The sequence below is a fragment of the Streptococcus dentasini genome, from assembly GCF_053206945.1.
Window position 1 is genome coordinate 227305 of the sequence record NZ_JBRUHS010000002.1, and the last position, 26208, is coordinate 253512.

General features: G+C 42.5%; 30 protein-coding genes. 2 read left to right on the forward strand and 28 right to left on the reverse strand.

Going from position 1 to position 26208, the window contains the following annotated elements:
* Positions 1-175: 175 nt before the first annotated feature.
* Positions 176-2035 (reverse strand): glucose PTS transporter subunit IIA, encoded by a 1860-nt coding sequence (locus tag ACVR1G_RS02515; protein WP_447451646.1) that lies wholly within the window; start codon positions 2033-2035, stop codon positions 176-178.
* 170 nt (positions 2036-2205) lie between these two features.
* Between ACVR1G_RS02515 and ACVR1G_RS02520 the strand changes: the two genes are divergently transcribed.
* Positions 2206-2958: a MurR/RpiR family transcriptional regulator gene (locus tag ACVR1G_RS02520; protein ID WP_447451647.1), complete on the forward strand. Its 753-nt coding sequence runs from the start codon at positions 2206-2208 to the stop codon at positions 2956-2958.
* 105 nt (positions 2959-3063) lie between these two features.
* Here ACVR1G_RS02520 and ACVR1G_RS02525 read toward each other — a convergent pair whose 3' ends face one another.
* From ACVR1G_RS02525 to ybeY, 13 genes are all read right to left on the reverse strand, one after another.
* Positions 3064-3810: a hypothetical protein gene (locus ACVR1G_RS02525; RefSeq protein ID WP_447451648.1), complete on the reverse strand. Its 747-nt coding sequence runs from the start codon at positions 3808-3810 to the stop codon at positions 3064-3066.
* A gap of 27 nt (positions 3811-3837) precedes the next feature.
* Positions 3838-4305 (reverse strand): SsrA-binding protein SmpB, encoded by a 468-nt coding sequence (gene smpB / locus ACVR1G_RS02530; protein WP_447451649.1) that lies wholly within the window; start codon positions 4303-4305, stop codon positions 3838-3840.
* Between the two features lie 62 nt (positions 4306-4367).
* Positions 4368-6782, reverse strand: coding sequence for a ribonuclease R (rnr, locus tag ACVR1G_RS02535; protein ID WP_447451650.1), 2415 nt, complete (start codon positions 6780-6782; stop codon positions 4368-4370).
* 82 nt (positions 6783-6864) lie between these two features.
* Complete coding sequence (secG, locus tag ACVR1G_RS02540) at positions 6865-7101, reverse strand: preprotein translocase subunit SecG (protein ID WP_447451651.1); 237 nt, start codon at positions 7099-7101, stop codon at positions 6865-6867.
* 45 nt (positions 7102-7146) lie between these two features.
* Positions 7147-7293 (reverse strand): 50S ribosomal protein L33, encoded by a 147-nt coding sequence (gene rpmG / locus ACVR1G_RS02545; protein WP_447451652.1) that lies wholly within the window; start codon positions 7291-7293, stop codon positions 7147-7149.
* Positions 7293-8483: a multidrug efflux MFS transporter gene (locus tag ACVR1G_RS02550; protein ID WP_491092698.1), complete on the reverse strand. Its 1191-nt coding sequence runs from the start codon at positions 8481-8483 to the stop codon at positions 7293-7295. The genes rpmG and ACVR1G_RS02550 overlap by 1 nt, the downstream gene beginning before the upstream one ends.
* 135 nt (positions 8484-8618) lie before the next feature.
* Positions 8619-9206, reverse strand: a complete 588-nt coding sequence (gene coaE / locus ACVR1G_RS02555) for a dephospho-CoA kinase (protein ID WP_447451654.1) — start codon at positions 9204-9206, stop codon at positions 8619-8621.
* Positions 9203-10024: a DNA-formamidopyrimidine glycosylase gene (mutM, locus tag ACVR1G_RS02560; protein ID WP_447451715.1), complete on the reverse strand. Its 822-nt coding sequence runs from the start codon at positions 10022-10024 to the stop codon at positions 9203-9205. The genes coaE and mutM overlap by 4 nt, the downstream gene beginning before the upstream one ends.
* Positions 10025-10190: 166 nt before the next feature.
* Positions 10191-10715, reverse strand: a complete 525-nt coding sequence (locus ACVR1G_RS02565; RefSeq protein WP_447451655.1) for a DinB family protein — start codon at positions 10713-10715, stop codon at positions 10191-10193.
* Between the two features lie 63 nt (positions 10716-10778).
* Positions 10779-11564, reverse strand: coding sequence for an alpha/beta fold hydrolase (locus tag ACVR1G_RS02570; RefSeq protein ID WP_447451656.1), 786 nt, complete (start codon positions 11562-11564; stop codon positions 10779-10781).
* Between the two features lie 205 nt (positions 11565-11769).
* Positions 11770-12666, reverse strand: coding sequence for a GTPase Era (gene era / locus ACVR1G_RS02575; protein WP_447451657.1), 897 nt, complete (start codon positions 12664-12666; stop codon positions 11770-11772).
* A 170-nt stretch (positions 12667-12836) separates the two neighbouring features.
* Entirely contained in the window at positions 12837-13241 is a 405-nt protein-coding gene (gene dagK, locus ACVR1G_RS02580) for a diacylglycerol kinase (protein ID WP_447451658.1), read from the reverse strand.
* Positions 13222-13719 carry an rRNA maturation RNase YbeY gene (ybeY, locus tag ACVR1G_RS02585; protein ID WP_447451659.1) on the reverse strand — a complete coding sequence of 166 codons (498 nt, stop codon included), beginning with the start codon at positions 13717-13719 and terminating at the stop codon, positions 13222-13224. Before ybeY ends, dagK begins: the two co-directional genes overlap by 20 nt.
* Positions 13720-13881: 162 nt before the next feature.
* Between ybeY and ACVR1G_RS02590 the strand changes: the two genes are divergently transcribed.
* Complete coding sequence (locus ACVR1G_RS02590; protein ID WP_447451660.1) at positions 13882-14649, forward strand: formate/nitrite transporter family protein; 768 nt, start codon at positions 13882-13884, stop codon at positions 14647-14649.
* Between the two features lie 96 nt (positions 14650-14745).
* Here ACVR1G_RS02590 and ACVR1G_RS02595 read toward each other — a convergent pair whose 3' ends face one another.
* The 14 genes from ACVR1G_RS02595 to ACVR1G_RS02660 all read right to left on the reverse strand — a co-directional run bounded on the left by ACVR1G_RS02595 (position 14746) and on the right by ACVR1G_RS02660 (position 26127).
* Positions 14746-15705, reverse strand: a complete 960-nt coding sequence (locus tag ACVR1G_RS02595) for a PhoH family protein (protein WP_447451661.1) — start codon at positions 15703-15705, stop codon at positions 14746-14748.
* 79 nt (positions 15706-15784) lie between these two features.
* Positions 15785-16147 (reverse strand): YbaN family protein, encoded by a 363-nt coding sequence (locus tag ACVR1G_RS02600; RefSeq protein ID WP_447451662.1) that lies wholly within the window; start codon positions 16145-16147, stop codon positions 15785-15787.
* A gap of 11 nt (positions 16148-16158) precedes the next feature.
* Positions 16159-16374 (reverse strand): YozE family protein, encoded by a 216-nt coding sequence (locus ACVR1G_RS02605; protein WP_447451663.1) that lies wholly within the window; start codon positions 16372-16374, stop codon positions 16159-16161.
* Positions 16371-16880 (reverse strand): peptide-methionine (S)-S-oxide reductase MsrA, encoded by a 510-nt coding sequence (gene msrA, locus ACVR1G_RS02610; protein ID WP_447451664.1) that lies wholly within the window; start codon positions 16878-16880, stop codon positions 16371-16373. The genes ACVR1G_RS02605 and msrA overlap by 4 nt, the downstream gene beginning before the upstream one ends.
* A 104-nt stretch (positions 16881-16984) precedes the next feature.
* Positions 16985-17716: a tyrosine-protein kinase gene (locus tag ACVR1G_RS02615; RefSeq protein WP_447451716.1), complete on the reverse strand. Its 732-nt coding sequence runs from the start codon at positions 17714-17716 to the stop codon at positions 16985-16987.
* A gap of 8 nt (positions 17717-17724) precedes the next feature.
* Positions 17725-18408: a Wzz/FepE/Etk N-terminal domain-containing protein gene (locus tag ACVR1G_RS02620; RefSeq protein ID WP_447451665.1), complete on the reverse strand. Its 684-nt coding sequence runs from the start codon at positions 18406-18408 to the stop codon at positions 17725-17727.
* A 10-nt stretch (positions 18409-18418) separates the two neighbouring features.
* Positions 18419-19150, reverse strand: a complete 732-nt coding sequence (gene cps4B, locus ACVR1G_RS02625; RefSeq protein WP_447451666.1) for a capsular polysaccharide biosynthesis protein Cps4B — start codon at positions 19148-19150, stop codon at positions 18419-18421.
* A 1-nt stretch (position 19151) separates the two neighbouring features.
* Positions 19152-20612: an LCP family glycopolymer transferase CpsA gene (gene cpsA / locus ACVR1G_RS02630; protein WP_447451667.1), complete on the reverse strand. Its 1461-nt coding sequence runs from the start codon at positions 20610-20612 to the stop codon at positions 19152-19154.
* Positions 20613-20804: 192 nt separating this feature from the next.
* Positions 20805-21278: a hypothetical protein gene (locus ACVR1G_RS02635; protein ID WP_447451668.1), complete on the reverse strand. Its 474-nt coding sequence runs from the start codon at positions 21276-21278 to the stop codon at positions 20805-20807.
* 290 nt (positions 21279-21568) lie between these two features.
* Positions 21569-22279 (reverse strand): ABC transporter ATP-binding protein, encoded by a 711-nt coding sequence (locus ACVR1G_RS02640; protein ID WP_447451669.1) that lies wholly within the window; start codon positions 22277-22279, stop codon positions 21569-21571.
* On the reverse strand, positions 22279-23043 hold the full coding sequence (locus tag ACVR1G_RS02645) for an ABC transporter ATP-binding protein (RefSeq protein ID WP_447451670.1): 765 nt from the start codon (positions 23041-23043) through the stop codon (positions 22279-22281). Before ACVR1G_RS02645 ends, ACVR1G_RS02640 begins: the two co-directional genes overlap by 1 nt.
* Positions 23043-23996, reverse strand: coding sequence for a branched-chain amino acid ABC transporter permease (locus ACVR1G_RS02650; protein WP_447451671.1), 954 nt, complete (start codon positions 23994-23996; stop codon positions 23043-23045). Before ACVR1G_RS02650 ends, ACVR1G_RS02645 begins: the two co-directional genes overlap by 1 nt.
* Before the next feature lie 3 nt (positions 23997-23999).
* Complete coding sequence (locus ACVR1G_RS02655; protein WP_447451672.1) at positions 24000-24884, reverse strand: branched-chain amino acid ABC transporter permease; 885 nt, start codon at positions 24882-24884, stop codon at positions 24000-24002.
* A gap of 55 nt (positions 24885-24939) precedes the next feature.
* The gene (locus ACVR1G_RS02660; RefSeq protein WP_447451673.1) at positions 24940-26127 is read right to left on the reverse strand and encodes an ABC transporter substrate-binding protein; all 1188 of its coding nucleotides are present in this window, start codon (positions 26125-26127) and stop codon (positions 24940-24942) included.
* Between the last annotated feature and the right edge of the window lie 81 nt (positions 26128-26208).

The window sequence follows — 26208 nt, forward strand, 5'->3', positions numbered from 1 at the left end:
CAATCACTAGAGTGAATTGGCTACCTCTCCCACTAACTTCGTTTGGTTAGTAAAATCGACTAACCAAACGTCGTGTCGCTAAGGGCGTCCGCGGATCAAGCAAAAATAGGAGGTTCGACGAAGACGCTGGCGTCTAGGAAGAAACTATCTTTTTTGCACAAGCCGCAGCCCGAGTTCAACTCAACCGTTCTCCTTGTTTAACCTTACCTTGGGTTTTGAGGGTGATCTCCTTACCATTTGCATTAGCGATAACCAACATCGTTGTTGTATCATACCCCTCTTGAGCAATCGCTTCACGGTCAATTTTAACCACCGGCTGGCCAGCACGGACGGTTTCTCCAGCTTGGGTTAAAACATCGAAGCCCTGCCCTTTTAATTCAACCGTATTGATACCAATGTGGACTAAAATTTCTACACCATCGGGTCGTCTTACCCCGAAGGCATGTCCGGTCGGAAATACTGTAGTTAGTTCACCATTGACTGGAGAAGTGATAAAGTCACTCTCAAGTTGAAAGGCAAGACCGTCCCCCATCATTTTTTGCGCAAAGACCTCATCGTTAACCTTTTCAAGAGGGAGCAATTCGGCATCGGCTATTGCTACTACAGCATCGTCTGGGATCACTTTTTGTACAGGTTCTGTAATAGTCTGACTGCTGCTTTTTTCTTCAACGTCAACTCCCATAAAAAAGGTCACAAGGGCGGCAACAGCAATGGCTGTTATAATTCCAATAAAGGCTGCCATAGCAGTATTGGCAAAGATTGGCAAAGCTAGGACATTGGAATAACCCATTTCAAAAGCACGAGCCCCTAAAAGACTGGCAACAAAACCACCGGCAAAACCACCAGCCATAACGCCGTACATGGGCCTTTTATATTTGAGGTTCACACCGTAAATAGCTGGTTCTGTCACACCGGCGACAATACAGCCAATTGCTATTGAAATAAACTCACTGCGTTTTACCTTGTCTTTAGTTCGTCCGATAACACCAAGGACAGCACCGCCTTCCGCCATATTATGCATAAGGAAGGCTGGGCGAAGCATAGCATCGTAGCCCGGATTAGAAAGCAATTGGGGCATGAACGGTGTGATGGCTGTATGCATCCCTGCCATAACCATCCAAGGTAAAACTGCTGCAAGAAGTCCTACAGCTAGAGGACCTACGGTACTGTCTAGAAACATGAAGACTGCTGCAATACCTTGTCCGACAATGTTGCCAAGAGGCCCTAGGACAAGATAGCCGAGACTGCCTGCTATGAAAATTGTCCCCATACCAACAAAGATAGCTTTAAAAATATTAGGGATAATCTTATTTAAATATTTTTCAGCGTAATAGGCAACAATTGCAATCAGCAGGGCCGGCAGCATGGATGTGCCATATGACAGCAAGCGAACATCGATTCCAAAGAGATCAATTGGCTTTCCTGCTGTCACCAAAGTCGTAAAATTCGTATGTAATAAAGCTGCCGCCGACACCATAGCATAAATAGGTGTCCCACCCAGTTTTGTAGCTGCACCGTAGGCTACAAAAATAGGCATAAAGTAAAAGGGAGCATCCCCGATGGCTGACAGCAGCAAATACGTTGAAGAGGTTTCAAAGTCTTTACTGATAAAGGTCGTTATCAAAATCAAGGCAACTTTCAACATACCACCTGCGATTAAGGCAGGAATCATCGGGGTGACAGAACTGGATATAAAGCCGATAATCTTATTTGGTGCATTCTTCCAAGTCCAGCCTTCTTTATTTCCTAAGTCCCCATCCAAATTCTCATCAACGACACCGCCAGATTTAATATCATAGGTTTTCATGATAGCGTCGTAGACTGGAACTAGGTGCTGCCCTAAGATCACCATATACTGACCACCAGCGTAAACCGTACCGATAACCCCTTCTAATTGCTCTAAAGCTCCCTTATTGACCTTAGAGACGTCCTTTAAATTGAAACGCAATCGCGTCATACAGTGAGATAAGACGGTTATATTATCTACATCCCCAACATTTTTTACAATGTTGTCTGCTAACTGTTGATAGTCCATAAGAGCCTCCCTCTAATTTTTGATAATTTTATCGCAAAATGAAATTATTTTTAACAAGTTGATTTTATCTTTTTTTGAAAGCGTTGTCAATCTTGTTTAAATTAAAGTCAAGACTTTTGACAATTGCTTTGAAACTCAGTAAAATGAAAGCTACAGGAGTCTTTATTAACATGAATTTTTTAGAACAAATCGAACAGCATAGCTCAGATTTTTCCAAGACTGAACAAAAGGTTTATCACTATATTATGAATCATATTGATACTCTGGAAACGTATACTATTACTAAAATTGCTGCTCTTTCACATACTTCTACTGCAGCGGTACAACGATTTTGCCAAACACTGGGCTACAGAGGATTCAAAGACTTTCGTTATGATGCTATAGATTATCTCCACCACCATTACCGCAAGGAATCCCTTGATCCTCTGGATGATATGACCGATAATTATATTAGTTTGGCTAGACAATTTAAAAATGTTGATCGAAATAATATTACCCAGCTTATTCAGGCCATTTTAAACGGTCAAAGGGTTCATATTTTCGGTATCTACTACTCATCCCTGCCCGCTAGATTTTTACACATGGGGCTTCAAGATTTGAGGATCCCCAGTTATTTTGCTGGTGATTTAAACAGCGGAGCCCATCTGACCAATATTATACGCGAAGAGGATACTCTGATCATGTTCTCACTGTCAGGAGATATGGGCAACTACAGGGCTTCTCTAGCTGCATTGCAGCATAACATGCCTCAAAACTCTTACCTTGTTACCATCAATAAAGGTTCTCAGATTGATAAGTATTTCAGACATACTATTGTCTTGCCCGGCAGCTCCATTAACAGGCAATCTATCATTGACCCCCAATCTATTTCTTCTATCTTTGTCGAAATCTTGCTGAACCTCATTCATCAGGAAATGCGATAACTTAAGTATAATATTGCAAAATGTCTTGTTATAAAAATAATAGACCTCCTGTTCTAATGTGGATAGGAGGTCTATTATTATTTATACTGTCTTAAAATACAAAAGTTATTTCTTAGGTTCTTCTGGGGAAATTTTCCTTTCAATGTATTTTATACTTCCTGAAAATACGTCTGAAAACCAAGGTGGTAAATTAAAAAGTCTATATCCTAAATACATCGTATGCGAAAGTAATTCAATATCGAAAACTACATTAAAAGTTAGTTTATCACTATACCACAATGATCTATAAACAAAAATCCCAAAAGAATTACCAGCAAACATAGGATCAAGAGAATTAATATGGCTAGCTGTTATATTCGTCCAAAAATCATTATCATAGTAAAGCAGCATTACACATAAAAATAATGGAAACCATTTTGCCCATAAATATTTCACAGAATAAAATAATAACCGCAAACTCCCAATAGTAAGCCTTCTAAGTAACTTCGAATCAAACATAAAATCGAGATAGTCATTTAATCTTAATGATCTATTTCTTTTTAATGAGATCTTCTCTAGCAATCCATAAACACATACTAATACGCTATAAACACTTAGAGATGCTATATAAGGTAGTACTAAATAGAAAGCTAAATTAATATAATACTTATTTATAAATTCTATTAAGTTACCAATCGGAGTTAGATAATAATTTCCTGCCAATACGTGTTTTAATTGGAAGTTTCCCAGTAATTTAGGATTAAATCTAAAACATAATATGACTAAAAATATAACAGCTCTATCAAGCCAATCGTTATCAATCAGCTTTCTTACACATATCTCATATAGCTCCGAAAAAAATTTATCTACCAAATTAGTACCTCAAAGTTAATAATTTTTCTACCGGCTATTAAAATTTTTCATCTGGCGCTTAATATCCCGTTCTTGGTCCCGACGTTTAATGGACTCACGTTTATCGTAATCGTGCTTCCCTTTGGCTAGACCGATGAGTACCTTAGCAAAACCCCGCTTGATATAGACCTTGAGTGGAATCAGCGTCATACCAGTTCCTTTAAGCTCATTTGCCAAGCGGCTAATCTCACGTTTTTTAAGGAGGAGCTTACGAGTGCGCTCAGGATCCTGATTCCAGATATTGCCTTGTTCAAAGGGAGCAATATGAACATTAACCAGCCAAGCCTGACCATCTTTTATCTGAGCATAGCCATCTTTGAGCTGGATGCGAGAAGCCCGGACAGATTTGATTTCGGTTCCAGTCAGAACTACACCAGCTTCGACGGTATCAACGATGGTATAATCATGCCGGGCTTTTTTATTTTGAGCCAAGGGCTTATTGTTATCTTTAACCATGCAATCACAAACCTCCTAGATATCTTTTTGAGAACGCAACTCTTCCTAAAGAGCATTATCGATCATCTTCTTTTTTTGCGGCGACCGCGCTCACGCCCTTTATTATCGTTATGAGGACGGTTCTGATTTTTTCGCTTATCTGGCTTTTTAGAGGACTTACGGCGGTTATCATAGGAACCCTTATCTTTTCGAGACTCTGTTTTACCATCGCTTCGGTGATTATTATCACCTTCTCGGCGCCGTCGCTTCCCACTATCATCGCGACGTTTGCGGCGGAATTCACGGTTTTTCCCCTCACGAGCCTTACGTGCCTCATGATCCACTTTTTCAATAATATCAAAGTCACTGGCTAAATATTCAAAATCAATATCGCCTGTCTCTTTATCGGCTCTGATCAAGCGTACACGGATAGGCTGACCAACGCGAAAGACCTTGCCAGTACGTTCCCCTTGCAGGGTCATGGTGCGTTCGTGGTAATTATAGAACTCTGGCAGCGTCGTTATATGTACCAACCCTTCAATAGTATTAGGCAGCTCAACAAAGAGCCCAAACTTAACCACGCTGGCAACGAGAGCGTCGAATTCTTCGCCGACATGTTCTTCCATATATTCAGCCTTCTTCATAGCTTCAACCGTTCGTTCAGCCTCAATAGCCCGACGCTCCAAGGCAGACGATGATGCCGCTAAGTCTGGGATAACTTCTTCAAAATGCTCTTTCTTTTCCTGTGTCAAGTTCCCGTATTCTCGTACCATACGGTGGACCAAGAGGTCAGGATAACGACGGATAGGACTGGTAAAATGGGTATAGTATTCTGCTGCAAGTCCGTAGTGTCCGTGATTATGCTCAGAGTAGCGAGCCTGCTGCATGGAACGCAGTAACATCATAGCCATAACCTCATGACCTGGCTGGCCTTCAATTTTGGTCATAAATTCCTGCAGAGCCTTCTGACCGAGACTATTAGCCGTGCCGTAGATTGGTACCCCAAAGAGAGAGGCATAATCCATGAATTTTTGCAACTTCTCTGCCTTGGGTTGTTCATGAATCCGGTAGATAAATGGCAGCTGCTGCTTGGCAAAATGTTCAGCTACGCACTCATTGGCGGCCAGCATAAAGGACTCAATCATACGCTCTGCAATCCCGCGATCTCGGACAACAATATCAAGAGGCCTTCCTTTATCACTGACCAAAATACGAGGTTCAGCAGTATCAAAATTAAGGGCTCCGCGACGTTCTCGCATCTCTTCTAAAATCTTATGTAGCTCAGCCATATGGCTGACTGATTCCATAATCGGCTTGAACTGGTCTATAACCTCTTGATTGCCCGCTAACATCTCATTAACATCGCTATAAGTCATTCGGAAAGTTGTCTTAATCACTGTCTGGGTGATAGTATGATCAACTACACGCCCCTGCGGCGTTATTTCCATAATAGCCGACTGAGTCAACCGGTCAAGATTGGGGTTGAGGGAGCAAATACCGTTAGACAGGCGCTCCGGCAACATTGGTACCACGCGGTCCGTTACATAGACAGAGGTTCCTCGGGCAATTGCCTCGCGATCAAGAGCAGATCCTTCTATCACATAGTAGGAGACATCAGCGATATGCACCCCCAACTCAAAGTTACCATTATCCAGCTTTTTGATATGGACAGCATCATCCAAGTCCTTAGCATCCTTACCATCAATAGTAAAGGTGATTTCGTCACGCAGATCCAAACGTCCTGCCATATCGCTTTCCGATGGGGCTTCAGGGATAGCTCCAGCTTCAGCCATGACATCCTCTGGAAAGTCAGAGACGATATCCATAGACTCCAAGACCTCAAGCACATCGATACCGACATCCCCCTTATGACCAACAATATCGCGGACATGAGCGACAAAATAATCGTGGTGACGGGTAGGATATTTATCAATATCAACCTTGACAATCTCTGTACCGTCAAGCGCTAGTGGTTCCTTTTTAATATAGATTTTTTGGGTAATCTTTTGGTTTTTTGATCTGATATAACCAGCATATTTGGGACGTTCATCATCAAGGATAAAGGTTCCTACTACGGTTTTGAGGGAGCGTTCGACAATATCGACAACACGAGCTTCAGCAGCAGTACCTTTAAGACGATCGGCTGGTTTTTTTATGACAACCTCGACGGTATCCCCATCGATTGCATGACCAACATCATTGCGGCCGATGAACATGTCCTCTTCCTCGTCACTAACATGCAGAAAGCCAAAACCATTCTTATTGGCACGAAAAATACCTTGAACGGTAATTTCATGTTTTTGCTGGCTCGTCGTATCCTTGCGCAAGGAGATAAAACCATCTTGGTTAAAGCGCAGCTTTCTATTACTCTCCAGTTTGGAGATGGTTTTTATGAGTTTAGGAAACTTCTCAGCCCCCGACATATCTAAGTCAGCGGCTAAGTCATTGACGCTAGACTTGCCCCTTTCTCGCAGGTAATTAATAATTTTTTCTTCCATTACTACTCTTTCTTTTTATGGTTCTATTTGTGAAGGACTCCTATAAAAAAGGAGCCAGACCATGTCTCGCTCACTTTCGTCATTACTTACTTGATAAAATCGCAAGCACAAGGGCATCCAACAACCACAAGAAAGTTAAAATACCCGTAAAGCGTTCCATGAAAGCCTCAAAGCCACGTGCTTTGGTTCGTTCAAATAAGGCCTCCGAACCACTGTTATCAAATACGTTGCTGCTTGGATTTTTCTGCGGTTGCATAAATATAGCGATAATCAAAACCACAGACATCACTAGCAAGGCTGTCAGTAAGATGTTATACATGTTCATTCCTCCACTATTGTCCTAAGTAGTTTATCATAAATGCCCTTAAGATTCAAGATGGAGGGTTACTTTTCGTTCCTTGGGGCAATATTTAGGTACCTGAATTTTATCAGGATGACTGGTCTTATTTTTACTAGTCAGATAATTTTGGCTGCCGCAGGAGCTGCATTTTAAATTGATTTTTACGCGCACTAGATTTCCTTAACTTTCAAATAATGTCTAAAGTTGATAAAACTCCAAGAGAAATTGACAAAGACAATCAGACTGGTCACGTAAAAGACCCACTGATAACCAAGTCCAGCAGCTACACTGGAACCGACAAAGGGACCGATAACCTGACCGATATTGGTAAACATCTGATTGTAACTGAAAATCCGAGAGATGCCTTCCTTGGGAGTAATTTTAGTCAGCAAAGAATTAACACTGGGCATCAGAGCACCTGTTCCAAAGCCATATAAAAAACGGAGCAGACCCAGCTGTAAGGGAGTCTTGGCATGGGCGAAAGACAGATACATACAAAAACTGTAAAAGAGAGCCAAAAGGAGCAAACGGTGATTACCGATTTTATCACCGACTTTCCCTAGAAAGGAACTAGATAGCATGCTGGAGAAGCCCATACTGGAGACAATTAGTCCCGACACAAACATCAGATTTTCTGTCTGCCCTAGGTGTCGGATGTAAAGGGTTAAAATAGGAGCGATCGATTGGGCCGATATTTGAATAATCATGCTCGTTACAAAAAGACCTAGCATCACCTGACGGTCTTTAATTTGTTTAAATAGCTCTTTAGTAGCTAGTTCATGTGCTTTCTTAACAGGTATAAAGTTTTCTCTGATAAGAAAAATAGTCAATAGATTAAGTATTAAGAGCAGACCACCGACCAGCAAAAAAAGGTTCCTAATGCCCAGCCAGTCTGCAAAATAACCTCCCAATAAAGGACCAATTAAAGTTCCGGCTGTTACACCCGTTGCCAAGGTTCCCAAAGCTGTTCCTAACTTATCCTTGGGAGCTTGACTGGCAATCAGGGCGGTCGAATTAGGAACATAACCCGCAAACATACCATTTAAAAGTCTAAACATTAAGAGCCAGAACACATTGGGAACAAAGGCCAAGCCCCCCATAGTAAAAGCCATGACCAAGCTAGCACGGATCATCATGGGCTTGCGACCATAGCGATCTGCTAAGCTGCCCCAGATAGGAGCAACCAAGGCTGAGGCGAGGGCTGACAGTGAAACTGAAAGGCCTGCATAGAGCTCAACCATTCCTTGCTTGGCTCCCAACTCTTCCACAAAGAGGGACATAAAAGGCATAACAAGTGAAAAGCTTGCCCCAGTAAGAAAATTACCGAACCAAGCTACCCTTAGATTCTGCCGCCAATTAATTGTACTGACACCTTGATTATTTATAAGTCATCATCTTCTTTCTTAGAACTTCGATATGTATTATACCATATCTAGAGCATAAAAATAGCCCACGTGACCTTAAATTTCAGGCCTGATGTTCGAGGTCCCATGGAGCTATAATTCAGCCAAAAGATGGTGAATTTGTGTGTGGGTATCAGTCAGACTGCCATTGTTGTCAATCACTCGGTCAGCTAAGCCAATCTTTTTCGACATAGGAAGTTGGGCAGCAATCCGCTTAGCAGCCTCATCAAGACTGTAGTGATTGCGTGCCATCAATCGCTCTAACTGTTTGTCCTCATCAACATAAACCAGCCAGATTTCATCAAACCAGTCTTGATAGTCCAACTCATAAAGGAGCGGAATATCCATGAAAAAGACAGACTCTTTGGCAGCTAAAACCTCACGCCTACGGGCCAATTCTTCACGGATAATTTGATTTTGCAGCTTGGCAGACTTTTCCTGATTTTCCTTAGTTGAAAAAATCAGCTGAGCCAATTTGGCTCTATCCAGTTGACCATCGGCCGCTACAATGTCTGTTCCAAAAGCAAAAATAAGAGCCTGATAGAGCTTGCCCCCCTTGTTTTGCAGGTCATGCACGACCTGATCCGCATCAATCACCTGATAACCGGCTCGGCGAATCTGTTCAACAACCGTTGACTTGCCAGAGGCAATACCGCCTGTAATTCCAATGATCTTGCTCATCGTTTTTGACAGGACGGACAAAAATGCGTCCCGCGTCCTCCTACTTTGATTTTCTGAATCTCTGTTCCACAACGCGGACAGGGTTCACCTGTTCGGCCGTAAACTTGTAGATACTCTTGCATGGTGCCATCTTCACCTAAAGCGTTACGATAGGTTCGAATGGTCGATCCGCCTTTTTCAATTCCTAACTGTAAAATACGAATGGTTTCGTCATGGACTCGCTTGATTTCAGCTTTCTTAAGACTATCTGCTGGACGTTCTGGATGAACCCTAGCTGCCCACAGCACTTCATCAGCATAGATATTACCTAAACCTGCGACCAGCTTTTGTTCTAAAAGCGAGGGTTTAATAGATTTATGAGAAGATAAGACAGCTCGCTCAAAGGGCGCCAGCTTAAAGTCTTTTTTGTTTGGCTCAGGCCCAATTTTCTTTTGCTTAAAATAAGTACTTTCAGCCGATTTTGCCAGCAATTCAAAAGTTCCAAACTTACGGACATCTTGATAAACCAAGGTTGAGCCATCACTCAGCTCAAAAAACGCATGAAAGTGCTTATCATCGGGCACCTGCTCGGGAAAAAGCAGATACTTGCCTTCCATACGCAGATGCGAGATTAACACCTGAGCGCCTAAATCAAAAATGAGATATTTACCACGGCGGCGCATAGAGTGAACCGTCTGACCCAGCAAGTCCAGCTTGAAGCTGTCAAAATCCGTCTTAACCATCTTGGGCACACGTACATCTACTGCTACAATCTTCTTGCCGACAATCAGACCTTCCAAACCGCGCCTGACGGTCTCAACCTCCGGTAATTCGGGCATATCTAAAACATCAGGAACAGCCAGAAAAACTAATAGAAACAAGGACAAGACAGAGAAATTTGCTTTTCTATGCCTCTTATCTTTTTCATCAGCTCTTCCTCTTGGATTCTAAGCTGTTCCTTCCTTTCTTTCATTAAATTTTTGATACTTGTTTGCTTTTTACAGCTTAATCTGTCAAGCCCAGCAAGCGCCTAGCATAGATAACCTGACCTGAATGCATAGTAGCATCATCAATGATCGACACCAGACGCGCACCGCGAGTGACCGCAGGTGTCCAAGAATCATCCACAATGTCATCAAGAACGGCTTCATCAAGCGAGTTGAGGTAATCTTTAGTGAGCTTAGCAGCTGCTTCCAGATATCCCAGCGCAATACTCAGATCATCCACTTGGACTTTTTGAGCTTCCTCCAAAGAATGCCGCCAGTCCTGAGTATCATCAGGTAAATCCAAGTGAAACTGTTCCTTCCAGCCCTGACTAAACCAGATAGGTTCCCTGCCTGCCAAGTCAGAAATCTGTAAGTCCATCTCACGCGCAGTATGCCAAGCCAACCAAGTTATGGATTTAATTTGACCTGAAACTTCTGCAGCTGGGAAACGATTGGCCTCTTCAACTGTCACTCCTTCAAACAAACGCTCAAACCGTTCCTGTGCGCGTTCCACGCTTTCTACTAACATATCCAAATAAGTCATCGTTTTACCTCCTTATGGCAAAAGCCAGGCTCTCCCCAGCTTTAAACCTTATTTTACATCTTCTTAATCAGCAAACCGCCTCAATTGATTGGGAAAGGCAGCTCTCTGTAAAAAATACTGCACGAGCTGAATGTGGGTAGTCACATCACTAAACAGCCAAGCATGACCTTTGTCGGGATAATAAGCACACTCGCTGGCTGGATTTTTACTTACCAGCAATTGGTGTGATTCATGTATCGAACCCGACTCCTTTCCACCTGAAACGAAAAAGACAGGATTATCAACTCTCAGGTTTATTCTTAAAAGATTAGCTTGGGACATAGCACGGTGAAAGGAGCGCTTTGAAGCCTGCTGTAAATCTGCAACAAAGCTTCTATACTCTTCTTCAGGAACACCATCTTTTGCCATCATGCTGCTCATGAGTTTGGCGACCAACTTTGTATTTTTTAGCAGTGACATAACATAGACACCAGCAATGACCTTGCGATAACCTTTTATTGGCTGATGGCTGGAACCGTCAACAATCGCCTGACCAACTAAGTCAGCCTCTTTCACCAGTAGTTTCAAAATAAGACTGGCTCCCAGTGATAGTCCGACAAGATGAGGCTTCCCGTGAGCTTTCGCCTTGATAATGCTGGCAATCATTTCCGTAACATCGTCGAAAGTTGTCCACTCAATGTTACGACTATTACCATGTCCGGGCAAGTCAATGGCGATACAGTGGAAATCATTTTTTAGTGCTGCTATGTGATGCTGCCACATTTTACTACTGGAACCCGAAGCGTGCAAAAAGATTATTGTTTGTTTCTGTTCTTGCCCTGTCTCTTCGATAAATAGGTTAGCTGTCATTGGTCTGTCCTCTCACTAAGCCCAACTTGGACTACGAGTCTATCCGTGTCTCGCTTCCCCATTTCTGGGCTCGGGTTAAAAAGGTCCACTGGATCTCATCGCTCTCTTATTTTCAGGCGATGACCTAAAACAGTCCACTGGACCTGCATCTGCCTCGCTTTTCTGTTTTCAGGCTCGGGTTAAAATAGTCTATCCGTAGGCTATTTTAATACTCTTTCTTATTATAGCCAAAGTCTGCCAAGTCCAACTTCTTATCGCGCCAATTTTTCTTGACCTTGACCCAAGTTTCAAGGTAAACCTTGTCCCCCAGCATGAGTTCGATGTCACGTCTGGCCATCTTACCGATTTTCTTAAGCATAGCACCTTGCTTACCGATGATGATGCCTTTTTGACTGTCGCGTTCGACCATGATGGTCGCGCGGATATGCACCTTGTCTGTTTCTTCGTCGCGCTTCATGGACTCAATCACTACAGCCACGGAGTGCGGAACTTCCTGCTCGGTCAATTTGAGAATTTTCTCACGAATCATTTCAGAGACCAAGAAGCGCTCTGGATGGTCTGTGATTTGATCTTCAGGGAAATACTGGAAGCCTTCCTCCAGATTGTCCTTGAGAATGGTCATCAGAGTTTCCACATTATTGCCTTGAAGGGCAGAAATCGGAACAATTTCCTTGAAGTCCATCTGACTACGGAAATCATCAATCTGCTCTAAAAGTGGGTCAGGATGGACCTTGTCAATCTTATTAATGACCAAAATGACTGGAATCTTAGCTGCCTTAAGGCGCTCTATAATCATATTATCGCCCTTGCCCCGCGCCTCGTCGGCCGGCACCATAAAAAGAACGGTTTCCACTTCACGCAGGGTCGAATAAGCCGACTCCACCATGAAATCGCCCAGAGCTGTTTTAGGCTTATGAATTCCCGGAGTATCAATAAAAACAATCTGCTCCGTATCGGTCGTATAGATGCCCATGATTTTATTGCGCGTTGTCTGGGCTTTATCGCTCATGATGGCGATTTTCTGCCCCATGACATGGTTGAGAAATGTTGATTTACCAACGTTAGGACGGCCTAAAATAGCCACAAATCCTGATTTAAACATACGATACAAAAACGTTAAGCAAGATAAAAATAATGACTGGCAGAGCAAATGCTTGTTACCCAGTCCCTCTTTTTACATAGCTTTAGTCCGTGTTCATTTCAAAACACAAACCCGTCCATTCCTTTCTATTCTAAAAAAATAGCTCCATTCGCTCAAGTACAGCAACTGACTTAATGAAAGAGCATGACCCAAATTTTTGGCACAAAGATAATGAGGCCAGTTACAACCGCATACCCCGAAATAACCAGTACGGCACCGGCAGCCATATCTTTGGCGTTCTTGGCCAACATCGAAAAGTGATAATTACTAGCCAAATCGACGACATTTTCAATTGCCGAGTTAATAATCTCAAAAGTAATCACCAAGAATATAGCCAGCGATAAGAACAACCATTCCACAGCCGTAATATGGAAAATAACACCAGCTAGAACAGCCAGAATAGCTGATATCCCATGCTTGCGCATGTTACGTTCTTCTTTGAAAGCTGTAAAGATACCGGTCAGGGCAAATTCTAAACTAGAGGTTAGCGTTCGGTTTTTCCATTTTTTAGGTGAATTAGTCTCGCGTAAGTCCATAGGCTTCTAAAATCTCTTCCTGTAAAGTGAACATCTCTTTTTCTTCTGCCGGAGTATAGTGATCATAGCCATTAATGTGCAGAAAACCATGAATAGCTAGAAACCCCATCTCACGCTCGAAGCTGTGACCATAGCTTTCAGCCTGCTCGTGTGCCTTGTCAACAGAAATAAAGAGTTCGCCGATGTAGGCATCATAGTCCGCCATCATCTCTGCTAATTCAGGATTTTCTGCTAGATCTTCGTCAGAAAAAATGATGGGCGCTTCTGGCTTGTACTCCAAACTGACCACATCAGTTGGGTGATCCATGCCGCGATATTCTAAGTTAATTTGGTGTATCGTCTCATTATCAACAAAAGTGACAGCCATTTCTTTAGTTTCCTGGCCTAGCTTTTTAGCAGCAAACTCGAGCATTTCTTTAATCTGACTGAGCATCTCTTGTGAGACTTGCTTAGTCTCATCTCTTATTTCAATATACATAGGTCTTCCAATCTAATTATCACCTCTATTATAGCATAAAAGCCTAGCCTCTGGATAAAACAAGAGAAAGGGCCTAGCTGAAGGAATAACTTTTTTTGAAAGCCTTTTCAAAAGCTGATCTCTTATGTTAAAATAGCCTTATCACTATCCATGGAGGCTATCATGTCATTTTCTGAAAAAGTTAAAACAGCTTGTCAGACTAAAGTCCAGCTGATTGATCAGAGTTTTTCTCGTTATGCACTAAAATCGCTTTTTGCTGGCGCATTTTTGACGCTCAGTACAGGTGTCGGTGGTATTGCAGCTGATGTCGTTAATCAGATTCATCCAAACCTAGGGCGCTTTATCTTTCCCTTTATATTTAGCTTTGGCCTTGTTTATATTCTCTTTTTAAATGCCGAATTGGTTACTTCTAATATGATGTATTTAACTGCGGGAGCTTACTATCGCTTCATTTCAGTCAAAAAGGTTTTCAAAATTCTTATCGTCTGCACTATCTTTAATTTAATTGGAGCCGCTCTGATCGCCGCTCTATTTAACCAAAGTTTTGCTTACAGTCTCGTCAATGACAAAAGTTTTTTGGTCAATACTGTCCAGGTCAAACTGGCTAAAACATCCGCACAGATTTTCTTTGACAGTATTATTGCTAATATTTTTGTCAATATTGCTATCCTTTCTTATCTTTTAGTCAAAGATGAAACGGCCAAGATTACTCTGATTATTTCAGCTATCTTTATGTTTGTCTTTATGAATGCAGAACACTTGGTGGCTAATTTTTCATCCTTCTTCCTGATGGGTTTCACCTCTGTTCATCTTGACGGCTATACTCTTACCAATGTGCTGCGCCACTGGTTCATATCCTTTGTCGGCAACTGGATTGGCGGAGGCCTGCTCATCGGTGCTGCTTATGCTTTTCTCAATCCCAAAAACTAGACCGATCTTCATAAAGTTAAAAGAGTGGGAAGTTAGTTGCTAAAGAACCAACTTCCCACTCTTTTTATAGTTATATGGTTTAAAAGCTCTCCTAAACTACTCAGCCTCTTGCTCATAAGCATTGATAATTTCAGCAACCACAGGGTGTCTGACCACATCCTTAGCCGATAGGTAAACAAAGTCAATCTGCTTAATAGCTTTGAGCTTCTCGATAGCATCGAGCAGACCAGAAGGGCTATTTCTAGGCAGGTCAATCTGACTAGTATCCCCATTGACAATCATCTTAGAGTTAAAACCTAGACGTGTCAGGAACATCTTCATCTGCATGATGGTCGTGTTCTGGGCTTCATCCAGGATAACAAAAGCATCGTCCAGTGTCCGCCCACGCATATAGGCCAGGGGGGCAATCTCAATAATTTCTCGCTCCATGAGCCGGGTTGTCTGCTCTTTTCCTAAAATCTGATAGAGGGCATCATAAACGGGGCGCAAATAAGGATCAACCTTTTCCTTGAGGTCCCCCGGTAAAAAGCCTAGACTCTCACCGGCCTCGACGGCCGGACGCGTCAGAATAATGCGCTTGACTTGACCACGCTTAAGGGCTGTTACCGCTAAGGTTACAGCCAGAAAGGTTTTACCAGTTCCTGCTGGACCGATACCAAAGACGACATCGTGATTCTTGACACTATCCACATAAACCTTTTGCCCCAGAGTTTTGACACGGATTGGCTTACCGTAATTATCTTTGATAATTTCCTCTTCATAGAGGGCGACGAATTGGTCAATCGTTCCGCCTTGAGCCATGCTCAGGGCAGTGACAACATCAGAAGTATTGATCAGCATGCCGCGACCGACTAGAATCAGCAGGGCTTCAATAGCCAGACGAGCTGTTTCTAAGGCAGCTTCATCATCACTCAGGATCTGCACCACTTCAGTTCTGGCATGGATCACGACATCCGTATTTTCTTCAATCAATTTTAGGTGACGTTCATTGCTGCCAAAGAGAGCCAGCAAATCATCGGGATGATTGAGCTTTATTTCAACAGAATACTCTTGCAAATAAACTGCCTCTTTCCTTCCTTATTAGTGGTCTTATTATATCGTATTTGACTGAAAAAAGCACGGGCAAACCATGGTTTCATTCGTCTTTATCAGGAATCACCTTGAAGAGATAATAAGTAATAAAAATCGTTAAACCAGCTAACAACAAGCGTACAGGCCAAAGAGGTGCTAAAATGATAGAAACAGCCATTAAAACATAGATACGCCAGATAATCTTTTTCTTTCGTTCTTTTGAAATTGTTTTCGTTTCAGCATAATCTGACACATAATTTTGGTACACCCTTGTCCTTTTCAGCCAGAACTCAAACTTCTCAGAACTTCTGGTAAAGCAAACGCCTGCCAGCAGCAAGAAAGGTGTAGTTGGCAAAACAGGGAGAATAACACCAATAAGCCCTAAGACAAAAGCTAAACAGCCTAATGTAATGTAGATAAATTTCATGGACTGCTACCTTAGTGGGCCAAATAATCTTCCCAAATCTTATCAAAATCACTTAGATTAAAGCTAAAGCTGGCCTGGTCTTCTAGGTAGCGGCTGACCTCCTCGAAATTATCGGTATGCTTGGGAAAGGTGCTGTCGTTAAAGGCCAGATCGGCCAGCAGGGCTGCTGGTTCCTGAGACTTGGGATTGCGCTGGGCCATCAGCCAGGTGTAAAAGGACTTTCTCATTGCCAATGTTCCTCCAAAAAGCGATGTCGTAGACGGCTGGACTGAGCGTAGCGCTCGGGATTTTTCTTATAAAACTCCTGATGGTAGTCCTCAGCTAGATAAAAAGTCTGGGCTGGCTCAATACTAGTGACGATTGGAGCCTCAAAGCGTCCAGAAGCAGCTAGATTGGCTTTAGATTTTTCAGCGATAGCTTTTTGTTCGTCCGTCGTATAAAAGATGACCGGCCGGTAATTATCTCCGCGATCTTCAAACTGGCCAAAAGCATCCGTCGGATCGGTCTGAGCCCAGTAAAGTTCTACTAGTTCCTCATAGGAAACTTGATTCTCATCGAAGATGATTTCGACTGCTTCTGTATGGCCTGTTGTATGGGAACAAACCTCCTCATAGGTCGGATTTTCGACATAACCCCCAGTGTAGCCAGAACGAACTGATAATATTCCCTCTTGCTCTTCAAAGGGCTGAACCATACACCAAAAACAACCGCCGGCAAAAATAGCACGTTCCATGATGATGTCCTCTCTTTCGATTGCAAATACCTTGTCCTATTATAGCAAAAACCTTTGAGACTGGCAGGTTTAGGCTATTAAAAAACCGGTCTAATGACCAGTTCTTATTTAGCTCTTCTGCTGTGATGAGAGCTAGATTGCGGCTTCTTTCTAGCTTTATCACCATAATCGCCATAGCTGCCGTAACTACCGTAGTTTTCTGTTCTTTCATCAACCTTATTGAGAATAATACCCAGAAACTGTGCGCCACTCTTTTCCATCTGCTCGATAGCCTTCTTAGCAAATCGAGCATGGATAAGGCCTGCTTCGGTAATCAAAACCGATGCATCAGACTCCTGAGCTATAATAGCTGCGTCGACTACTCGACCAATTGGCGGCGTATCGATCAGAACATAATCATAGTGCTCTCTGACCGCCCCAATCATACGCTTAAAATTATCACTCTGAAGCAGAGCAGTCGGATTAGGAGGAACCTGTCCCGCAGGAATAAGGGAAAGATTGTCAACACTGGTACGACTGATAACAGCCTGCAGGTCTGCATAGCCCGTTAAGAAATCGGTTAATCCCTTGACCGAACCGTCCGGTTTAAAGGTACCCATCATGACTGAGTTGCGGGTATCAGCATCAATCAATAAGGTCTTGAAGCCTGCACGCGCAAAAGATACCGCTAAACTTGCAGTCGTTGTAGACTTACCTTCTTGCGGCTGCACCGAGGTCAGTGCAATAACCTTGATATGACTGCCACTAAATTGGATATTAGCACGGATGGAATTATAATATTCCTCTGCTGTATTGATCAGTTTTTCTTTTTGTTTTGCTAACTCTAAGTAACCCATCATTCCTCCTACTGCTCAATTGCTGGAACAACCCCAAGCAAGGTACGATCCAAGGCTTTTTCCACATCTTCACTGGTCTTAATCCGATCATCCAAAGCTTCAAAGATAATCAAGGTTACGACCGTGAGGAAACCTCCTGCTAAGATACCGAGAATTAGATTGCGTTTGATATTAGGAGAGCTTGGCGCTGTGGGAACTTTGGCTGTTTCGGCAATCGTCACATCCTCGACCTTAGTCACATCCTTAATCTTCTGGATAGCAACATCGCGGATAGCATTAGCTAAGCGGCTAGCTTCTTGAGCATTTCTATCTTTAACCGAAATAGTAATCAGACGCGTGTCTGTTGGTACATCAACTACAATACGGTTCCCCAGTTCCTCTGGCGTGATATCCAATTTTTGCTTGTCAACAACTTCATCCAAAACATCCTGTGATTGGATAATTTCTTTATAGTCATTAACCAAATCAGTTCCGGCTTGAATGTCCTGATAGTTGATGGAATTACTATTGTTATGCACCACATAAATACGCGTGGATGAAGTGTATTCCTTGGGGAGAATGAAAGCACTCACAAATAAAGTGACAAAGCCAAGAAGCAGGGAAACAAAAATGATCAAAAACTTTCGGTTCCACAGTTTCTTAAGTAGGGCGAACACATCAATTTCAAATGATGCATTTTCTGCTGAATTCATAGGTACTCCTTTATACATACTCATGGCCAAGCAACTGAGCCATGTTGTTTTTGAATAGGGCTTGCGCCTTGTCCTGCCCATAAGCCTTGAGGACTGCTTGATAGGCCTGAGCCATAAAAGGCGGACGCTTATCTAGATTATGCATATCACTGGCAATGCAAGAAACTAAATCTTGCTCTAAAAAGTAACGACCCCGCCTTTTAAAGATTTTTTCCGAATCAGAAAACCACCTTGGCTTAAGGACATGGTTGCTGTTCACTTGAGTATAACAGCCCATATTGAGCAGCTCCTGAACCCTAGCTGGCTTATTTTCTAAGGCATTATAGCGTTCAATATGCGCAACGATCGGAGTAATCCCTAATAAGAGCAGTTTCGTTAGAGCTTGGTGGAGGTCTCGCCAAGGCGTTGCCATACTAAACTCAATCAGGGCATACCGGCTTTCAGCCATAGTAGGCACAAGACCTGCCTCCAATTTTTGCCTCAGATCTTCTGTGTAGTAGAGCTCACCACCGTAGAGCAAGTTTAAGTCAGCAAAGCGCTCCTTAGCTGACTCTTTGACCTGCTGGAAATTAGCCCACAGAATCTCTTCGGGTGTTTCAAACATTCCTTTGCGGCGATGGGAGGTAGCCACAATCGTCCTAACTCCCTGCTGATAGCTCTCAGCAATTAGGGCTAGACTTTCTTCCAAGGTCGCAGGACCGTCATCCACATCAAAAATAATATGCGAATGAATATCAATCACCCTATTTTCCTCCTAACACGTCCTCAATTTGCTGGCTAGCGTCAGATACACTAGCATCATCCAACTGCATCATATAAAGTGAGGCTCCCGGCATCGCGTAAGATGGCAATTCTCCCGTTGAACCTGTACCTGTAACGGCTTGTGAGCTTACTGTGAATTTTTTACCTGAAGACAGCTGCGTATTGGCAATGGTCATTACATCTTCTAACGGCATATTAGTTTGAATAGAGTCTTGTAAGTTATTAGCAATCGATGAAATCTTACTGATAGATTTGCTCGAGGCTAGCTTGTTGATAATTGCCGAGATAACTTTTTCCTGATTTTTACCGCGGTCATTATCTCCATTTTCAAGACTGTAGCGTTCACGCACAAAAGCTAAAGCTCCTTGCGAATCCAAATGGACATTACCCACTTCAAAGGTATAGTCTTTATTAGTGTGAGCCGTGAAAGCTTGGTCATTATAAACATCAATACCACCCAAAAGATCAACAAGCTTTAAGAAAGATGTAAAGTTGAGACGGGCATAGTAATCAATGTCTACATTATAGAGATTCTGCAGGGTCTTCATAGAGGTTTCAACACCGTAGAGACCAGCATGGGTCAGCTTATCCTTTTGATTTTGACCGCCATCTGGAATAGCAACATAGGCGTCACGCGGGGTAGTTGTCAAAAGCACCTTGTGGGTCTTTAAGTTGACCGTCATGATAATATTAACATCAGAACGAGAGACTGAGTTGATAGAACCATAAGTATCAATACCTGAAATATAGATATTAAAGGCGTCAGCTTTTGACCTTTTTTTAGATTTGATAGTGGTAGCTGTCTGAATCTTATATTTATAGAGAACTTTGACCTTACTATGGTAATCCTTATCCTGATTTTCTATCAGATTGGCATAGGCACTGTTTAAAATAATGGCCTGAGTCGATCCTGAGGTCAGATTGTTATAGGCCTGAACGTAAGAATCTACATGGCTAACTCTTAGGCTCTTAGAGGTATCTGATTTAATTTGCTTAATGAACTCATTAATATTGGTGCCATCAGTCTGAGTTGGTGCTTCAACAGTGTCAATTTCCTTGACACTATTAGCCGGACTGTCCTTGGGCACCACTACCTGCATTTCAACTTCTGAATATTTGGTAGAGTTGTTGAGATTACCAAAGAAACCCACTGTCGAATTAAATCCTAAGAAAGTTACCGTCGATAGGGTCGTAAAAATCACCAAGAGAAAGCTGGTGCTTAGTTTGAACTTATTTTTTAGTATCAAAAAGCCAGACAGGAATAAAACCGCTAACAGCACTAGGGTTATGATAATATTCAAGTAACGGAAGGCTAGGAAATGATACTTAAACATAGTGTGAACTGTCACCGAAGAAACGGCTAGGTAGATCACAAATAGTAAAATATTGATGAAATAATGCGCACTAAAGGTTTTGATCTTTGAACGGCTGCGTCTGGCCATAGTGTCATCTCCAACTATAATGTATTTCTTGACCTATTATACCTGAATTTCCTGCCAAGTCCAAGGAAATTTAATTTCTTTTTAACACCTCTGTCATATTCTTAGAGGTACCTTTCTTAGGTAATTACTTGGTACAATAAGGTTTTATAGCCAAAAATGACAAAAAAATGACAAAAATAATTCTAATTTAAATTATTGAGCCACACTCGATGACAGACCACCACCCTGACTGATAGTGTCTAACTGAGTCTGCAGGTTGGTCTTTTCAGACTGGCTCTGCACTTTATCGATAGCTGCTTGAGCTTCTTGGATACTATCAGCGGTTCGGCTAGCATCCGCGGCATCAATCGCCATCTGGGCTAGAATCACATTCAGACGGTTCTGATAGTCTGATTTTTTAGTCTTATCATCTAGCCGGTCAATCTCTTTTTGAACATCGTCAGCGGCCTCTCGGCTTGGGTTCGCCTCTAGATCAGCCAAATCAGCTTCCAATGAGTTTGAAGATTTAGAAGACGAGGATGATGAAGTCACATGAGTTGGGGCCACTTCAACATCGCCAGGTTTGACAGTATAAACACGTTTAGCCAGTAAATAAAGACCAAAAATCATTACCATTAAGACTAAACTCATTAGAAGATAGAGGGTTTCACTTTTTTTAAATGTCATGGTTGTTTTTTTCCTTTAAGTATACTCGAATTTCATTATAGCCTATTTTCCCAATTATTCAAGCTATTTTACAATATAAAGAAACTAAAAGAGAGTTCTCTTATATTGCGATGCAACTCTTTTCTACCAGACGAAAAACTACATGCAAAAAGAGCCAAATCAACCTAGGCAACATAACAAGGTCAACACTGCATGATTTTGATTTTCAAAATACATGAAAACATAAGATAATCCCCAACTTAACAGTTGAGGATTATCTTTATGTTTTGCAAAAACCGGCTCTCGGCCACTTAGCCCCCAAGATAGGCCTTGCGCACTTCATCAGAAGCCAGCAGCTCTTGACCTGTTCCTGACAGGACAATCTTACCTGTCTCCAGCACATAACCTCGATCAGCAATAGAGAGAGCTTTGTTGGCGTTCTGCTCAATCAATAGAACCGTTGTCCCTTGCTTTTGAATATCTTGGATAATATCAAAGATCTCTTGGATGAAGATTGGGGCCAATCCCATCGACGGCTCATCGAGTAACAAGAGTTTGGGCTGACTCATAAGTGCACGTCCCATAGCCAACATCTGCTGTTCACCACCTGAAAGGGTAGCTGCATCTTGATTTTTTCGCTCTTCTAAACGCGGAAACCGATCAAAGATTTTCTTTAGATTGGATTGGTTCGTATCCTTGTTATTCTTGAGAAAAGCCCCCATTTCTAGGTTTTCTAAAACGGTCAGACCCGGAAAAACATGACGGCCTTCGGGAACCTGAGCCAATCCATCCGCTACAATCTTACGCGCAGCTACTTTTTGGATCTCGTTGTCCAGATAAGAAACGGTTCCTTGGCTGGGACGGACAAGGCCCGAAATTGTCCTGAGGATAGAGGTCTTACCTGCACCATTGGCACCGATAAGGGTCACAACTTCCCCCTCATTGACTTCAAAGCTAACATCCTTTACAGCTTCAATGGCACCGTAACTGACTGAGAGGTTTTCAATTTTCAACATAGACACTAGGCTTCACCTCCAAGATAGGCTTCAATAACACGCTTGTTAGACTTGATTTCATCTGGTGTACCATGCGCAATGAGACGGCCGTATTCCAATACATAGATACGTTCAGTAACATCCATCACTAAATTCATATCATGTTCGATGAGGATGATAGTGATTCCAAATTCTTCCTTAATTTTACGGATCAAGGCTGTTAATTCCGCTGTTTCTTGCGGGTTCATGCCGGCGGCAGGCTCGTCTAAGAAGAGTATCTTGGGTTCTGTAGCTAGAGCACGAACGATTTCCAAACGGCGCTGCTGTCCATAAGGAAGATTTTTAGCTAAAGTATCGGCATTATCAGCCAAATCAAAGATCGCTAGCAGGTCTAACGCTTTCTGCTTAATGTCCTTCTCACTTTGATAGTATTTTGGCAGACGCAAGACAGAGGCCAAGATATGAGCGCTGTGACGATTAGCAAAGCCGATCAAAACATTTTCTAAAACAGTCATATCCTTAAAAAGACGGATATTTTGGAAGGTCCGTGACAGACCCAGCGAAGCGATTTTATGCGGGGTCTTACCATTGATGAGGGTGCCATCAAGCGTTACCGTACCTTCGCTGGGAACATAAACCCCCGTCAAAAGGTTAAAGAGAGTGGTCTTACCTGCACCGTTAGGACCAATGAGGCCGACTAACTCCCCTTCATTGAGCTCAAGGGAGACATCGCCAACCGCAGTCAGGCCGCCGAAATTTTTTGTTAAATTTTTTACATCAAGAAGTGCCATCAGTTGTTGCCCCCCTTATCCTTTTTAAAGAAACGTGACAGCGTGAATTCCTTAGTTCCTAAGAGACCACTCGGACGGAAAATCATTACCAAAATAAGAGCAATAGAGTAGATGATCATCCGCAGCTCTGATACATTTTGTAGGAACATATTCAGGATACCTAAAACAACTCCTGCGATGATTGTTCCTGTGATAGAACCCAAACCACCCAGAACGGCAACAATGAGGTAATCGATTGATTTCATCAATTGGAAATCTTTGGGGACGATGGTACCGATATAGCTGACATAGAGGGATCCAGCAATAGCTGAGATGACCGCACCGATTGCAAAAATTAGCACTTTTCTATTGGTAACATTAACACCCATAGCCTCCGCTGCGATTTCATCCTCGCGCAGGGTGATAATCTGACGTCCCATTGATGAACGCAGAAGGTTTAAGACAAGAATGGTAATGACAACTACAAAGAGAAAGATGACTTGCCAAGTCGTATAAGGCAAAATACCTGTCAGACCAGCAGCACCGTTCGTCAAAGTTCCGCCGTTGATGATTAAAATACGGATAATTTCCGCCATACCTAAGGTCGCAATGGCCAGATAGTCCCCTTTTAAGCGTAGGGTAGGCAAACCAAAAACAATAGCGACTACAGCTGCAATAACAGCGCCTACTAGGATAGACCAATAAAAGGCCGCATAGGTAGGATAGTAGGTCGTAATAATTGCTGAGGAGTAAGCACCGATAGCCATGAAACCAGCTTGTCCTAAAGTTAATTGGCCTGAAAATCCTAAGACTAGATTAGTCCCTAGTCCCATCAAGATACTGATGCCAATTCCCATTAAGATTTGAATGTAATAGAGATTCAAAATACCGCTGCTGGCTAAAATTTGCAGAATAGCGTAGACAAGAGCAATCAGCGCAAGCCAGGTAAGATTTAATTTTAAATTCTGTTTCATGTCTTACACCTTCTCTTTCACATTTTTACCAAGGATACCAGCTGGGCGAACCAGAAGGATGATAATCAGTACAATATAGACGATAGCATCGCGGTAAGTCGACAGGTTGACTGCATTGGCCAAGGTTTCCAAAATCCCGATAACAAAACCACCCAAGGCAGCACCCGGAATAATCCCAATACCGCCCAATACAGCGGCGACAAAGGCTTTAATTCCGGGAATCATCCCCATCAGAGGGTCAATGGAATTGTAGTAGAGACCAATCAGAACACCTGCTGCGCCAGCCCAAGCTGAACCAAGCGCAAAGGTAAAACTGATGGTTGAATTAACATTGATTCCCATCAGCTGGGCAGCATCACTGTCTACCGATACAGCTCGCATAGCTTTCCCCATTTTGGTTTTCTTAACAATTATTTGGAGAGCTACCATCAAGGCAATAGCCACAACCAGGATTAAGAGCTGGATATTGGTGACTGTCACTGGTCCTAAATCATAGTTATGTTTTTGAATAGCTTCTGGGAACGAACGCGGATTGGAGCCAACAAAGTAAACCATGGTGTACTCTAAGAGAAAGGATACCCCTATAGCTGTAATCAAAGCTGAAATTCGTGTGGAATTACGCAGAGGACGGTAGGCTAAGAATTCAATCAACATTCCTAACAGAGCCGTTATTACCATGGTAAAAACCAAGGCCAGCCAGAAGTTCATGTGAAGACCATTGATAGCATAGTAGCCGATAAAAGCCCCCATCATGAAGATATCTCCATGAGCAAAGTTAATCAATTTAATAATCCCATAAACCATGGTATAACCCAGGGCCAGTAAGGCATAGATACTTCCCAGAATAATACCATTAACTAGTTGTTGTGGGAGTTGTTCAAGTAACATAAAATACCAAACTTTCTAGTTTTATCCATCTAATACAAACGTTGTAGTAGCTCCGTTATTTTTTAACCGTTACAGCTTCAGCGGAGCTTTCTGTACCATTATCCAATTTCACCATAACGGCTGACTTAATTGGGTTGTGGTACTTATCAATTGTCATCTTACCGGTGACTCCTTCAAAATTTTTCAAGGCTGCCAGATTAGAAGCCAATTCGATAGAGTCATCTGCCCCCTTTGCTGCCGCTGCAATCATATAGACAGAATCATAGGCAAGAGCCGAGAACATATTGGGTTCTGAACCGTAGGTTTCTTTAAAGTTGCTAATAAAATCATTAGCTTTTCCGGACAAGGCAATCTTGGTAGAGTAACCTGATACGTAGTAGACATTCGTCGTATTCTTCTTACCTGCCAAGCTCACAAAGGTCTTATCACTGAAACCATCAGGACCAAGAATAGGTGCACTGATGCCCATATCACGCGCCTGTTTTGTAATCAAGCCTGTTTCAGTGTAGTAGCCAGGCATAACGATAGCATCATAGTCCAGATCTCTGATACTTGTCAGGGCTGACTGGAAGTCCGTATCTTTCGCTGCAAAAGTTTTAGTGGCAACAATATCACCCTTGTAAGTTTCTTTGAACTCATCTGCTATCCCTTTGGCATAGTCGCTGGAATTATCATAAAAAAGCACAACCTTTTTCGCCTGCAGGTTTTCCGATGCATACTGAGCTAGTACTTGCCCTTGGAAACTATCCCTAAAAGTGGTACGGAAAACAAACTGCTTTGTTTCTGTTTTTCCATTGAGATTATCAATGGTCAAATCATCCTGCGTCCCACTTGGGGAGAGAAGGGGAACTCCTGTTTTTTGAGCATTCAGCGAAGCTGCCGAAACCGCTCCAGATGTGGCAGGGCCAATAATCGCATTAACTTGACTTTGAACAGCTAGGTTCGTTGCCGATGTAGAAGCTTCAGCATTGTCAGACTTATTGTCCTTGGTCACTAATTCTAGCTTTTTGCCATCTACACCACCGGCTTTGTTAATTTCTTTAACAGCCAGCTTGATACCTTGATTTTCGGCCGATCCGTAAGCAGATACAGGACCTGTCAGCTCCATATCTACACCGATTTTAATGGTGTCGCCAATTTTTGTCCCAGCGGCATTGCTGGTAACATCAGGAGACTTACCGCAGGCTACTAATGTTACAGCAGCCAGCAGAAGCATACCAGTTGCGATAATCTTTTTATACATCAGATTATTTCTCCTTAATAAAGATACTTGACCCACCCAAATAGCCCCAATGCTGCACACCGTTGCTATAATGACTAAGGT